Source organism: Mesorhizobium sp. ZC-5 (genome assembly GCF_025753855.1).
Classification (GTDB): domain Bacteria; phylum Pseudomonadota; class Alphaproteobacteria; order Rhizobiales; family Rhizobiaceae; genus Neomesorhizobium.
In genome coordinates this window covers 385,425-398,443 of record NZ_JAOWPT010000003.1, presented here as the reverse complement: position 1 = coordinate 398,443, position 13,019 = coordinate 385,425, and the positions used below count along the sequence as shown (strand labels likewise).

The window sequence follows — 13,019 nt, the reverse complement described above, 5'->3', positions numbered from 1 at the left end:
TACGCATGAAGGATTGAAGTATGGTTGACGCGGCCGCATCGCCTGAAGCCGGGAGCCGAACGGCCGCTTCGGTGCGCGCCGAGTCTGGAAGCACTGCCCTGAAAGCCGCCGTCTATCTCGATACCGATGAAGCCATGCGCGTCTACGAAGCTGCATGCAACGGCGCAACGGTCTCGCCGGCGCAAAGCTTCGCCTGGGTCAGCGCCTGGATCGCCCATACGCGGCCGGATTTCCTGGTCGCCACGCTGGCGTCGGACCACCGGCCGCTATTTGCGATCGCGCTGGAGGTCACGCGATCCGGGTCTTGCCTGGTGGCCCGCTTCATGAGCGGACGGCACGCGAACGGCAATTTCCCGCCGCTGACGGGACAAGGGCACCCTCCCTTGACGAGAGATGATCTCCAGGAAATCGCGGCGGCAATCAGAAAGGCCAGGCCCGACATCGATATTCTGGCGTTCGAACGGATGGCCGATCGAATGGACGGCGTGGAAAACCCGCTGCTCGCCCTGCCCCATTCGCCGAGCGCCAACCTGTCGCTCGCCGCCGATCTGACCGGTGGCTTCGAGGTGCTGCTCGACCGCGTCAGCGGCAAGCGCAAACGCAAGAAACATCGTTCGCAGGCACGGAAGTTCGAAGCGGCCGGCGGATTTCGGCGGATCGAAGCAAAGACCGCGGCCGAAACGAACGCACTGCTCGACGCGTTCTTCGTCATGAAGGAAGAACGCTTCCGCAAAATGGGCATTGCCAATGTGTTCGGTGAGCCGAACGTGCAGTCGTTCTTCCGCGCGTTGTTCGCCGACGCGCTGAAGGCGAAGCAGCCTCGTTTCGTCCTTCATGGCCTGGAAGTCGGTGGCAAGATACGCGCGGTGACCGGCTCCAGCCGGGCGGGGCACCGCCTCGTCTGCGAATTCGGATCGATCGCCGAGGACGATCTCAGCCACACCAGCCCGGGCGATTTCCTGTTCTTCGAAAACATCCGGGAGGCCTGTGAAAATGGCTTCGAGGTTTATGATTTCAGCGTCGGCGACGAACCCTACAAGCGGCTCTGGTGCGATCTGGAAATCACGCAGTTCGACGTCCTGGTGCCGCTAACCTTCAAGGGCCGGGTGCTGGCCAGCGGCATGCGCACGGCCAGCCGACTGAAATCGATGGTCAAGAACAGCCCGGCGGTCTGGCGTATCGCCAAGGCCTTGCGCCGGCGCGGCGGCGCACCGATTTCCCCGCAGGATTAAGCTGCCGACCGGTCGGGCATCGGCGAAACCGGTGGTTCGTGACCCGACGGCGACACCAGGGTCAGTTTTTTGTAACCACCCGCCGCAAGATCGGCAGCCGTCTCGGCAACCGCCACGTCGCTGGTCTCGATCACGCTCACCAGTATTTCGGTTCCATCGGAAACCAGCCGGCGAATTCCCTCCGCATCCGCCGGTCCGCACTCAACGACGACGACATCATAGGCAGTGGTCAGGGAATTCATGATGATCGGCAGGCGATCGGCGGCCCGCATGGCCCGCTCGGGATCGGCGGTGCCGAGCGGAATGACGTGGCAGTCCGAATAGAGGTCGGCATGGATCACGTCCGAGAACTGCGCTTCGGAAGCCAAGAGGTTGGTAATGCCTGGATAGACCGCGCTCTCCAGCATCGGCAGCGAGGCGGCGCCATTGGAGGTCAGGTCGAGCAGGAGCACACGCAGGCCGGCATCGGCGACTTCACGTGCCACCATCACCGCCGCCGCCGCCGCCTCGTCACCCTCGGGCGAAACGAAGATGGCCCGCGCCGCGCCACCGGCGATCAGCTTTTCGGCAGCCGTCTCGACTGTCACTTCACCGAGGCTCGACGCCTTGGAATCCTCTTTGGCAACCGCCCGCTGTTGCGCGGCGGCAACCGCAACCGCCTCACGCGTCGGGGAAGCCTTTTCGGCAATCACCGGCTCAACAATCGGTTCGGGCATTGAAACCTGTTCGATAGGCTGCGGGCGGCTGCCGGCGGCGGGCCGCATCGCACGCCCGCTGAAGAGTTCCTGCAACAGCGTCACGATTGCCATGATGAGCAGCGAAGCGGCAAATGCCGCGCCGACGATCGGCACCGTCTTGGGGAAATACGGTTCGGAGGGAACGATGGCGCGCGAGAATACCCGCGCATCGACCGGCAGGTAGTTGCGCTCCTTGCGCGATGACGCCTCGCGGTAACGCGTCAGGTAGGATTCGAGCAATTCGCGCTGCGCGGCGGCCTCGCGCTCGAGCGCCCGCAATTCGACTTCCTCTTCGCCGGCCCGCGACGATTCGGCCTTGAGAGTGTTGAGGCTGGCGATCAACTGGTTCTCGCGCAGCAAGGCCGTCTTGGCTTCCGTCTCGAGTCCTTTCAGCACCTTCTCGGCCTCGTTGCGGATCTGGCTGTCGAGATCCGCCAGTTGCGAGTTCAGCGCGCGGATGCGCGGATGCCCGTCAAGCAGGGTCGTGGAAAGATCGGCGATATCAGCCTTCAGCTGCACCTGACGCTCGCGCAGCCGCTGGATCAGGCCCGACGACAGCACCTCCGGCAGGGCATCGAGCGAAGCTCCGCTTTCCAGCGTGGCGCGCACGCCCTGCGCATTGGCCTGGGCGGCGGCGCGGTTCGCACGGACGCGCGAGAGTTCGGTCGACAGTTCGGACAGTTGCTGGGTCGCCAGCACCGAATTGTTCTGCCCGACCAGCAGGTCGGATTTCGAGCGGAATGCCGCCACTTTCGATTCGGCTTCCTTCACCCGTTCCCGCAGATCGGCGATCTCGGGTTCCAGCCATTCGGTGGCGTCGGAATTCGACTGCAATTTGGCATCCCGCTGTACGGCGAGATAGGTGTCTGCCAGCACATTCGGGACTTCCGCGGCGAGCTTCGGATCCTCGGACGAGAATTCGATGACGATGACACGCGATTTCTCCACCCGGTAGACGCTTAGTCTTTCGCGGAACGCCTTCAGCACACGTTCTTCCGGCGGTATTTCATTCGGATCGGACTTCAGTCCGGCCATGATGAGCAACCGGCCAAGCATCGACATGTCGGCGGTTTCGTCGAACTCCGGCAGGCTGGAAAGATTGAGCTTCTCGGCGACCCGCTTGAGGATATCCGTCGAGCCGATCACTTCCACCTGGCTGATCACCCCCTCCTCGTCGAAGGCCGGGCTGTTGTCGCTGGAATTGTTGGTGTCGGGACGGGTGAAGACCGATTCCCGCGTCTCGATCAGGAGCCGCGTCTCGCCCATATAGCGCGGCGTGGCGATCCAGGCGAAAACCAGCGCCAGCCCGGTGATCACCAGGGAAACGACAAGAATGCGAAACCAATGCTTGGCGAGGCTCGAGAAGAGCCTGCCGAGATCGACGTCGACATCATTGGCCGTATTATGAACGCCTGACATGCATTCCGACTCCGGTACCGGGAGCCTGCAACGTAAACAACTATGGTAACTCAGGAGTTAAGGACCCGGTAACCTGCCGTTCGCATTGCTTGACAAGGCGTAAACATCGCCCGCCTTCAATACCGGTGCAGGACCTCAAATGCCGGGTCATCGCCTCGCGGCTTTACCGACCATTAACCCTAACAGGACGATAACAGGCCGGTCCGAAGTGCGCCGGTGGGTATCCGGCAGCCGCTCAAAGGTAAATGCCCAGTCATGAGATGTGTTCGTTTCCTTGTTCATGCCACGCTGGCGATGCTGGTGCTGACTGGCTGCTCCAGCTACCGTCCCGCGCCTGCCGCGTTTCATGAGGTCCTCGAACAGCCCTACCGCCTGGGCGCCGGCGACCGGATTCGGGTCACCGTATTCGAACAGGAAGGTCTCACCAACACCTACAGCGTCGATCAATCCGGCTATATCGCCTTTCCCCTGGTCGGCGCGGTTGCCGCCCGCGGGCATTCCGCACAGGAAATCGAAGGACAACTCGCCGCCAAATTGCGCCAGGGCTACCTGCGCGATCCGGATGTCTCCGTCGAGATCGACCGCTACCGCCCGATCTTCGTCATGGGCGAAGTCGGATCGGCGGGCCAATATTCCTATGTCCCCGGCATGACCGTGCAGAAGGCAATCGCGGTAGCCGGAGGTTTTTCGGCACGCGCCAACCAGGCAAATGTCGATATTACGCGCAACATCAACGGAAAGGTCATGACTGGCCGGGTATTTACTTCCGATCCGCTCCTACCCGGCGACACGATCTATGTCCGCGAACGATTGTTCTGACACTGCCCGCCACATTCAGGTTCCGCGCCCGTGATGTCGAAGCTGCGCATCGTGCATTGCTTCCGGTCGCCAGTGGGAGGCATTTTCCGGCATGTGCGCGATCTGACCGAAGCGCAGGTCGCGGCCGGTCACGCGGTCGGCATCGTCTGCGACTCCACGACCGGCGGCGAATTCGAGGAACGTCTTTTCCGCGACATGGAAGGCATGCTGGCGCTCGGCGTTCACCGCACGCCGATGCAACGGCATGTCGGGCCGGGCGATATCGCCTCGGCGTGGAGAACATACAAGCTTATCAAAGGATTGCAGCCGGATGTTCTACACGGGCATGGCGCCAAGGGTGGCGTCTACGCGCGTGTCTTCGGCTCGCTTCTGCGGGTTTCAAGGTCACGCGTCGCCCGCCTTTATTCGCCGCACGGCGGCAGCCTCCACTACGACGAGACAACCACGACGGGGAAGTTCTTCTTCGGACTCGAGCGCCTGATGGAACGGTTCACCGACCACCTGCTTCTGGTCTCCGACTACGAACGCCGTGCCTTCCAGCGCAAGATCGGCGGCCCGCACGCGCCCAACAGTCTCGTTTACAACGGCCTGCGCGAAGCGGAATTCGAACCGGTTCCGGCCGCGCCCGACGCCGCCGACCTCCTCTATATCGGCATGATGCGCGACCTCAAGGGTCCGGACATCTTCATCGATGCACTCGCGCTGGCTGAACAACAGCTTGGGCGGCCGGTCGCCGCCGTGATGGTGGGCGATGGCGACGACCTGCCGCGCTACCGGGCGCAGGTCGAACGCCTCGGGCTTTCCGACCGCGTGCGCTTCCTGCCGCCGATGCCTGCCCGCGATGCATTCGCACTGGCCCGCATCGTCGTGGTGCCGTCGCGAGCCGAGGCGATGCCCTACATCGTGCTCGAGGCGCTCGGCGCCGGAAAGCCGATGATCGCCAGCGCCGTTGGCGGCATTCCGGAAATCTTCGGTGAGGGGTCGGCCGCCCTTGTGCTGCCGGTGCAGACGGAACTCGCCTCGCGCATGGCGGCGGCATTGGAGAACGTCGCAGCCTATTCGGCGTTGATGCCGCCACTGCCCGAACTCAAGGCGCGATTCGGTGCCGGCGTGATGGCAGAGCAGATCGAGCAGATCTATTTCTCGTCGCTCGGCCGGCGCTGATCTTCCCCAGGGCAAGCCGCTAAAATGCAATGCAACCTGCAAGGGTTTCTTAGCCCCTTTTTGATATTCACGCGAATATCCCTGCGGGACCGGCGATGAACGAAATTGATCCCTCCAAGCGCTTTTCGCTGAACGCCGTGCGTCAGTTCGACGACGGCACCGATTACAAGAACGTGCCGAACCATCTTAACGACGTCGCGCGCCAGGTGGCCTCGCAATACCGGCGCGATACGATGTCGCCGGTGATGGTGAGCGGTGTCCTGCGGCTAATCGAATTCGCCGTGCTCGTCCTTTCGGGTATTCTGCTCTACGCATACTATATCGGCTTCGCGACGCATCTGTTCTGGCACTACCTCGCCATCATCTTCGGAACCTCCCTGCTGACGGTCGTCATGCTCGACGTCACCGATTGCTATCAGGTGCAGGCGCTTTTTCGCCCATGGGCGAATTTCGGACGCATCCTGCTGGTCTGGTCGGGCACGTTCGCGCTTCTGGCGCTCGCCGGCTTCTTCCTGAAAGTGTCGGCGGATTTCTCGCGGTTCTGGTTCGGGACGTGGTTCGCAACCGGATTCGTGCTGCTCTTCGTCCTGAGGCTGGTTCTGTCCGGCATGATCAGGCGCTGGGCACGCAACGGGATGATGGAGCGCCGCGCCGTCATCGTTGGCGGCGGCAAGGCGGCGGAGTCGCTGATCCGCTCGGTCGAGCAGCAACCTTACAACGACATCCGCATCTGCGGCATCTTTGACGACCGCGACGACCGCCGGTCGCCCCCCATGGTCGCCGGTTATCCCAAGCTCGGCAATGTCACCGAGCTGATCGAATTCGCCCGCATCGCGCGCATCGACATGCTGATCGTATCGCTGCCGCTGACCGCCGAGTCGCGCGTCCTGTCGCTTCTGAAGAAACTCTGGGTACTGCCGGTCGATATCCGGCTGTCGGCGCATTCGAACCAGCTGCGGTTCCGGCCGCGTTCCTATTCCTTCATCGGCTCGGTGCCGATGCTCGATATCTTCGACAAGCCGATCAACGACTGGGATTCGGTCGCCAAGCGCGCCTTCGATATCGTCTTTTCCCTGCTCGGCATCATCGTGTTCTCGCCGATCATGCTGGTCACGGCCATCGCCATCAAGCTCGACAGCAAAGGCCCGGTGATCTTCCGGCAGAAACGGCACGGCTTCAACAACGAGATCATCGACGTCTATAAATTCCGCTCGATGTTCACCGACCAGTCCGATCCGACCGCGAGGAAGGCGGTCACCAAGAAGGATCCGCGGGTCACCCGCGTCGGCCGCTTCATCCGCAAGACCTCGATCGACGAACTACCGCAATTCTTCAACGCATTGCTCGGCAGCCTTTCGCTGGTCGGTCCGCGTCCGCACGCCATCTCGGCGCAGTCGCACAACAAGCTCTACCACGAGGTGGTCGACGGTTACTTCGCCCGCCACCGCGTCAAGCCGGGCGTCACCGGCTGGGCACAGATCAACGGCTGGCGCGGCGAGATCGACAATGACGAGAAGATCAAGATGCGGACGGAGTACGACCTCTACTACATCGAGAACTGGTCGCTCTGGTTCGATCTCAAGATCCTGTTTTTGACGCCGATCCGGCTGCTCAATACGGAAAACGCCTATTGAGCGCGATCAGCCATGAACTGTCGCCGCAGGCGATCAACGCCAAGCTGATTTCGTTGATTTCCGCTGGCGCCGTGTCGCTTGGCGTCTTGCTTTCGGGCTTCGTCATCAACGAGCCGGCCCCATACGAACTCTACATGGCCGGTCTGATCGCCGTCTGGGCGCTGTTCGGCCTGCGCATTTCGAAGCCGATCGTGCCGCTGATCGTGCTTCTCGTCCTTTTCAATATAGGCGGCATGATCTCGATGACGCAGATGGCAGAACTGAAGAACACGCCGCTCTACCTTGCCGTCTCGCTGTTCCTCGCCCTCACTGCCATCTTCTTTGCCGCCGTCACCGAGGCGCAGCCCGGCCTGTTCCGGCTGATCTTCGGCGCCTGGCTGGCGACAGCCCTCGTCACCGCGGCGCTCGGCATTCTCGGTTATTTCCACGCCTTTCCGGGCGCCGAGATCTTCACCCGCTTCGAACGCGCATCCGGCGCATTCGAGGACCCGAACGTCTTCGGCCCGTTCCTCACGCTGCCCGGCATCTATCTCCTGCAACGGCTGTTGACCGGCAGCCCGCTGAAGATGCCGCTTTACGCGATCCCGCTGCTTGTCATCGTCGGCGGCATCTTCCTGTCGTTTTCGCGCGGCGCCTGGGGATTGTTCGGAGCGTCCGCCATCCTTTTGATCGCCGGGCTGTTCCTGCAAAGCGCCAGCGGCGCCTTCCGCCTGCGAATCGCCGTGATGACCATAGTCGCGGTGCTGTTGCTCGCCGTCGCCGTCATGGTTGCGCTGCAGATCCCTGCGGTCGCCGAACTCTTTTCCACCCGCGCCCAGCTGGCGCAGGACTATGACAGCGCCCGCTTCGGCCGCTTCGCCCGCTACGGCATCGGCTTCCTGATGGCGATGGAGCATCCGCTCGGCATCGGTCCCCTGGTGTTCGGCCAGATCTACGGCGAGGACACCCACGACATCTGGCTGAAGGCGCTGCTCGACTATGGCTGGCTCGGCTTCGCGTCCTACGCGATCCTCATCGGCTGGACGCTGGCAGCCGGCTTCCGCATCCTGTTCCGCGACCGGCCGTGGCAACCTTACCTGCTGTGCGCCTATGTCGTCTTCATCGGCCATATCGCGCTCGGCACCGTCATCGACACCGATCACTGGCGGCATTTCTACTTGCTGCTCGGCCTGATCTGGGGCGCGATCGCACTCGAATACCGCCACCAGCGCCGGCACCGTCCCGGTTATGCGGCGACGGCGTCGGCCTAGCTCTGGTTCCCACCAACGGCCAGCCGTTTTTCCAGCTGCGCCAGCTTCAGCCGCACTGGTTCGCCGCTCTCCGCCAAACACAAACTGGTGCGCTCGGCAGGACTCGAACCTGCATTGCCTGAGATTTACTGGCTACTCTGTCCAGTTGAGCTACGAGCGCGTTCGGATGGAGTGTAAGGGAAAAAATGGCCGGGACACAGGGGGCTTGGACCCTCCGCATGTTCCAGGAAGGCCCGGCGCCATTGCGGGCCTTTATTCTTCAAGCAGCATCGCGCCGGCGCTTGCGCCGAGCGCCACGCCGATCGCGATCCCTGGCGCAATTCCGCCAACCAGCAATTGGCCTATGGCCGCGCCGATTGCGACGCCAATGGCCATACCGATTGCTATGCGGAAGTATGGATCGTGAGACATGCATCTATAGCGCGCAACAACCCGAAAGGTTCCCGGCTATCCCACTTTCCCGGTTTTCACTGACCCTGCTGCTGGGGCACCTGCTGCGGTTCTGCGGGAGGTGGGCTCGGAGCCTGCGGCGCGGGTTCCGTCGGCGTGGGTTCCGTCGGAGGTGCAGGTTCCGCAGGAGGGCTTTCAGGTGGAGGCTGGGCTGGTTCCTCGTTGGTCAAGACTTCCTCTGTCTTGGCCTTTATTTCCTCAGCCGTCTGCGGGCTGATAAGCCCATAACTGACGGCGAACCCAACAACCAGGGCGATAGCGGCTGCGACGATTGCAGCTTTCAATTTCTTCGACATCCGTAGGGGCCTTGTTCATGACGCCCCTCCAGCCCTCGATCAAAGGGTGCCGCAACGCTGGCGAACGGTCAATCCTCTGGATGGAAGCTCTTTGTCGTGCACAGATTTCGGTGGGCTTTTTCGTAGCCAACCTTGCAGGTGCCTAGTTGCATTCGACGGTGCTGTTCGGCGTCACGACACACCTTTGCGCTGCCTGGCAACCTGTGAGGACGGCCAATAGGAGAAATGCGGTTAGGGTTTTCTGCATCGCCTTCAACATGCAGCCTGCTTCGGCGAGCCTTATGCAGCAGGCTGCATGTGGCAATTTCTGCGTAAGGAGCTTCCGGTTTTGGCTAAGTCTTCAGATTGATTGGTCGGAGCGGCGGGATTCGAACCCACGACCCCTTGACCCCCAGTCAAGTGCGCTACCGGGCTGCGCTACGCTCCGAACCGGAAAGAGCCCTATATTCTCAGGGTTTGCGACGCAAGGGCTAAAAGCCGGCGGGGCTCGGAAAAGGAAAGAAACGTATCCGGTGTGGCTTTTGTGGCTGAAATCCACACCCGACGATCTTGTTTGTTCCGCGATACACAGGCGATCGCTACCACGGCTTGGACGGCTGCTTTGCGCCCATCCTCGAACGTGCCACCGCCGATCAGGGACGCAAGCGAATGAAGCGCTCGAAATCCTTGTCGAGCGGCCAGAGCGGGCGCGGCGCGCGAATGTAGCGCCGCCGCTCCGCCCGCGGTGTCGCCAGCGCGCCCGCATCGCAGACGATGACCTTGCCCGCTATCGGCTCGAAGGCGGCGCGGAAATGCTGCATCGACTTCAGGACCAAGACGCGACGAGCCGTCGGTTCTATCCCGAAGGCGCGCAACTGCTGCAGGTCGACCATCTGCTGCGCCTCCGAAACGACCATGACTTCGATCCCGTCGACATCGATGACGGCGGTGGATCCGAAACTATGGGCGAGCCCACCCTGAATCGGCCCATCGCCCACATAGGTTCCATCCGATAGCTTGCGGAGCACGCCCGTCACCGTCAACGGACCGCCGCCGAAACGCGCGTCGCCCTTGCCACCGATGGTCACTGTGACGGTTTCGCCTTCCTTGTGCTGGTGTAGTTCCGCTGACGCCTCGGGATCGACCATCGGCGCGAATACAGCGCCTTCGGCGCCCACATCGAGCAGGCCCTTCAGTAGCGCGGTCGAGTCGCCGTAGGAGCCGGCACCGGGATTGTCGGCATAATCGGCGATGACAAGCGGCTTGTCGCCGCGCCAGGCAAGCGCCTCGGCGGCAGCCTCATCGACCTCGATGAACACATTGCGCTTGCTTGTCCGCCCCTGCCAGATACTGTCAGCGAGTTCCTCGGTTACATGCCTGGCGGCGGCTTCGGCGTTGGGATCGCGGCTGTCGTACGTCGCGAGCACCGTAGGGCCGACACAGGACACATCGGCTCCCGTGAAGGCCGCATTGACGGAAACCGCAAGCAATCCCGCAGCCTCCGCTTCGCGGGCACGATCGTAAAGCGCCAGTGTCTCGGGGATGTCGGTGCGGCCTGAGTTCGCCTCGTCCAGCATCGGCACATGCGCCCTCACGGTACGCGGCGCGATTTCGCCCCTCATCGCACGATCAAGGATGCGGGCGGCATGCGCGCCGATCTCCCGCATGTCCACATGCGGATAGGTCTTGTAGGAAACGAAGATCTGCGCATGCCGGACCATGTCCTCGGACACCATAGCATGGAGGTCTAGCGTCACCGCAACAGGAATGTCCGCCCCCAGTTCGGCCCGCAGAAGGCCGAGCAGATAGCCTTCCCCGTCCTGGCAGAACTCAGGCACCATCGAGCCGTGAAGACCGAGAAGCACTCCGTCGAGCCGGCTCCTGTTCGAACGCGCCGCCTGCAGAATAATACCGGCGATGTGATCGTAGGCCGCCTTCGTCACCTGCCCGCCGGGCACGGCATGAGCCGAAATCGCGTGGATTACGCTCCAGCCCGCCGGTTCCGCTACATCCATGAATCCGGCAAGCTCGGTATTCGCATTGCGCCGGGCACGCATAGCCTCGTCGCCATAGAGCAATGTATCCACCTGAAACTGCGGCAAGTCGGTGCGGAAGCGCGAGAACGTGTTGCTCTCGTGCATGAATTCGGCGGTAAGGACAGTGAACGTCATTGGCGTTCTCTATTGTGCGAGGCGGACGCGGTGGCTACGACCGATCTCGACGAGTTCGCTTGGCTCGGGTTCTTCGTCAGGCTTCGGACGGCGCGATATGTCGGGCGAGAAGCGCGCGGTTTCGGGAACGGGGGCGGCATTCGGCAATGTGCGTGTGCCGCTCAGGATTACGTCGGGATCAGGAACCGAACCGATCAGACGACGTGTATAGGGGTGCGTCGGACGGCTGAAAATCGAATGCCAGTCGCCCTCCTCGACCACACGACCGAAATACATGACGGCGACCTTGTCGCTGACATGCTCGACCACGCTCAGATCGTGGGAGATCATGATGTAGCTCAGGCCGAGCGTCTCCTGCAGGTCCATCAAGAGGTTGATGATCTGCGCCTGGATGGACACGTCCAACGCCGACACCGGCTCGTCGAGCACCAGGATCTTCGGGTCAAGCATCAACGCCCGCGCGATGCCGATCCGCTGGCGCTGCCCGCCCGAGAATTCATGCGGGTAACGGTCGGCGTGATCCGCTGTCAGGCCAACGCGGACCAGCATGTCGGCAACGCGGTGGCTGGCCTCGCTTCCCTTGGCGATTCCATGCAGAGAAAGCTGCGAGGACAGCATGCGGCCGATGGTCTGGCGCGGATTCAGCGACGCGTATGGGTCCTGGAACACCATCTGGGCGATGCGCGCGCGATCCTTGCGGGCGGGAGCGCCGGGGCCTGTCAACGGCTTGCCCTGAAACAGGACCTCTCCTGAGGTCGGCCCCTGCAGGCCCATCACGGTCAGCGCGGTGGTGGATTTTCCGCAGCCGGACTCACCGACAATGGACAGGCACTCCCCTTCGTTCAGGGTCAGGCTCACGCCCTGAACGGCGCGGAGCGTCCGCTTCGGCCCCAATAGCGATTGGCGCGGCAGCGGGAAATGGACGTTGAGATCGCGGATTTCCAGAAGCGGCGTGCTCATGCGCTCGCCTCCAGACCAAAGCCGCGCGGCGTGGTCAGCGTCGGCGCGTCGCGCCCGCGTTCCTCGGCGGTCACGACCTGGTCGAGTTCGGTCAGACGGCCGCGTCTGGCGAGCGTTCGCGAACCCAGGCGCGGGCGCGCAGCGAGAAGGCCTCTTGTATAGGGATGCAGCGGATTTTCGAAGAGAGCCCTGGTGTCCTGCTCCTCGACGAGCCGCCCCCGGTCCATGACCCCGACGCGCCGGCACATATTGGCGATGACGCCCAGGTCGTGGCTGACGAGCAGCACGGCTGTTCCTTCAGCCGTGCAAAGCTCGGCAATCAATTCCAGGACGCCCGCCTGAACCGTCACATCGAGTGCGGTGGTCGGCTCGTCCGCAATCAGCAGGTCGGGACGGCAGGCCAGCGCAATGGCAACCATAACGCGCTGGCGCATCCCGCCGGAAAGCTGATGCGGATAGGACCGCACGCGTTCCTCTGGCGACGGCACGCGAACGCTTTCCAGCGCCTCGACGGCCTTCCTGCGCGCATCCGACCACCCCATGCCCCTGTGGATGACGAACATTTCCGCGATCTGCCGGCCAATTGTCGCCAGCGGGTTGAGGGCTGTCATCGGCTCCTGGAACACCATGGCCATGCGGTCGCCGCGCAGACGGCGCCTGGCGCGGCTGCCGAGCTTCAACACGTCTTGGCCGCGAAAAAAGACAGAGCCGCCGGTCACTTCCAGCGGGCGTTTCAGCAGCCCCATCACCGACAGGCCGGTGATGCTTTTGCCCGAGCCGGATTCCCCGACAAGCCCGTAGGTTTCCCCGGGCAGGATGTCGAAAGACACGTCATGAAGGATTTCGTTCTGCTTGCCGAGGCCGATGCGCAGGTCGCGGACGGACAGGACAGGATCGGGAAGGATGTC

11 protein-coding genes, 1 tRNA gene and 1 pseudogene are annotated in these 13,019 nt (G+C 62.8%); 5 read left to right on the top strand and 8 right to left on the bottom strand.

Going from position 1 to position 13,019, the window contains the following annotated elements; translation table 11 throughout:
* The first annotated feature begins 20 nt into the window (after window positions 1-20).
* Window positions 21-1,232, top strand: a complete 1,212-nt coding sequence (locus OHD58_RS10525; RefSeq protein WP_263803193.1) for a GNAT family N-acetyltransferase — start codon at window positions 21-23, stop codon at window positions 1,230-1,232.
* On the opposite strand, the gene OHD58_RS10520 is transcribed toward OHD58_RS10525, so the two are convergent.
* Entirely contained in the window at window positions 1,229-3,388 is a 2,160-nt protein-coding gene (locus tag OHD58_RS10520; protein ID WP_263803192.1) for a GumC family protein, read from the bottom strand. The two genes, OHD58_RS10525 and OHD58_RS10520, sit on opposite strands and share 4 nt — an antisense overlap.
* A gap of 255 nt (window positions 3,389-3,643) precedes the next feature.
* Between OHD58_RS10520 and OHD58_RS10515 the strand changes: the two genes are divergently transcribed.
* The 4 genes from OHD58_RS10515 to OHD58_RS10500 all read left to right on the top strand — a co-directional run bounded on the left by OHD58_RS10515 (window position 3,644) and on the right by OHD58_RS10500 (window position 8,255).
* Window positions 3,644-4,207 (top strand): polysaccharide biosynthesis/export family protein, encoded by a 564-nt coding sequence (locus tag OHD58_RS10515; protein WP_263803191.1) that lies wholly within the window; start codon window positions 3,644-3,646, stop codon window positions 4,205-4,207.
* A 30-nt stretch (window positions 4,208-4,237) separates the two neighbouring features.
* On the top strand, window positions 4,238-5,371 hold the full coding sequence (locus tag OHD58_RS10510) for a glycosyltransferase family 4 protein (RefSeq protein WP_318528248.1): 1,134 nt from the start codon (window positions 4,238-4,240) through the stop codon (window positions 5,369-5,371).
* 95 nt (window positions 5,372-5,466) lie between these two features.
* Entirely contained in the window at window positions 5,467-7,005 is a 1,539-nt protein-coding gene (locus OHD58_RS10505) for an undecaprenyl-phosphate glucose phosphotransferase (protein ID WP_263803189.1), read from the top strand.
* On the top strand, window positions 7,002-8,255 hold the full coding sequence (locus OHD58_RS10500) for an O-antigen ligase family protein (RefSeq protein WP_263803187.1): 1,254 nt from the start codon (window positions 7,002-7,004) through the stop codon (window positions 8,253-8,255). The genes OHD58_RS10505 and OHD58_RS10500 overlap by 4 nt, the downstream gene beginning before the upstream one ends.
* 85 nt (window positions 8,256-8,340) lie before the next feature.
* Here OHD58_RS10500 and OHD58_RS10495 read toward each other — a convergent pair.
* From OHD58_RS10495 to OHD58_RS10470, 7 genes and pseudogenes are all read right to left on the bottom strand, one after another.
* Window positions 8,341-8,415 (bottom strand): annotated as a pseudogene (locus OHD58_RS10495).
* Window positions 8,416-8,507: 92 nt separating this feature from the next.
* The gene (locus tag OHD58_RS10490) at window positions 8,508-8,630 is read right to left on the bottom strand and encodes a hypothetical protein (protein WP_263803186.1); all 123 of its coding nucleotides are present in this window, start codon (window positions 8,628-8,630) and stop codon (window positions 8,508-8,510) included.
* A gap of 513 nt (window positions 8,631-9,143) precedes the next feature.
* On the bottom strand, window positions 9,144-9,248 hold the full coding sequence (locus tag OHD58_RS30695) for a lipoprotein (protein ID WP_412177203.1): 105 nt from the start codon (window positions 9,246-9,248) through the stop codon (window positions 9,144-9,146).
* A 103-nt stretch (window positions 9,249-9,351) separates the two neighbouring features.
* A tRNA-Pro gene (locus OHD58_RS10485) sits at window positions 9,352-9,428 on the bottom strand.
* Window positions 9,429-9,633: 205 nt separating this feature from the next.
* Window positions 9,634-11,151 carry a M81 family metallopeptidase gene (locus OHD58_RS10480; RefSeq protein ID WP_263803185.1) on the bottom strand — a complete coding sequence of 506 codons (1,518 nt, stop codon included), beginning with the start codon at window positions 11,149-11,151 and terminating at the stop codon, window positions 9,634-9,636.
* A 9-nt stretch (window positions 11,152-11,160) separates the two neighbouring features.
* The gene (locus tag OHD58_RS10475; protein ID WP_263803184.1) at window positions 11,161-12,111 is read right to left on the bottom strand and encodes an ABC transporter ATP-binding protein; all 951 of its coding nucleotides are present in this window, start codon (window positions 12,109-12,111) and stop codon (window positions 11,161-11,163) included.
* The gene (locus OHD58_RS10470) at window positions 12,108-13,016 is read right to left on the bottom strand and encodes an ABC transporter ATP-binding protein (protein WP_412177202.1); all 909 of its coding nucleotides are present in this window, start codon (window positions 13,014-13,016) and stop codon (window positions 12,108-12,110) included. The genes OHD58_RS10475 and OHD58_RS10470 overlap by 4 nt, the downstream gene beginning before the upstream one ends.
* Window positions 13,017-13,019 lie beyond the last annotated feature (3 nt).

Excerpts from the sequence above, each read along its gene's own strand:
- OHD58_RS10525 (WP_263803193.1), top strand. The coding sequence starts at position 21 with ATGGTTGACGCGGCCGCATCGCCTGAAGCCGGGAGCCGAACGGCCGCT.
- OHD58_RS30695 (WP_412177203.1), bottom strand. The coding sequence starts at position 9,248 with ATGCAGAAAACCCTAACCGCATTTCTCCTATTGGCCGTCCTCACAGGT.
- OHD58_RS10480 (WP_263803185.1), bottom strand. The coding sequence starts at position 11,151 with ATGACGTTCACTGTCCTTACCGCCGAATTCATGCACGAGAGCAACACG.
- OHD58_RS10520 (WP_263803192.1), bottom strand. The coding sequence starts at position 3,388 with ATGTCAGGCGTTCATAATACGGCCAATGATGTCGACGTCGATCTCGGC.
- OHD58_RS10475 (WP_263803184.1), bottom strand. The coding sequence starts at position 12,111 with ATGAGCACGCCGCTTCTGGAAATCCGCGATCTCAACGTCCATTTCCCG.
- OHD58_RS10490 (WP_263803186.1), bottom strand. The coding sequence starts at position 8,630 with ATGGCCATTGGCGTCGCAATCGGCGCGGCCATAGGCCAATTGCTGGTT.
- OHD58_RS10505 (WP_263803189.1), top strand. The coding sequence starts at position 5,467 with ATGAACGAAATTGATCCCTCCAAGCGCTTTTCGCTGAACGCCGTGCGT.
- OHD58_RS10515 (WP_263803191.1), top strand. The coding sequence starts at position 3,644 with ATGAGATGTGTTCGTTTCCTTGTTCATGCCACGCTGGCGATGCTGGTG.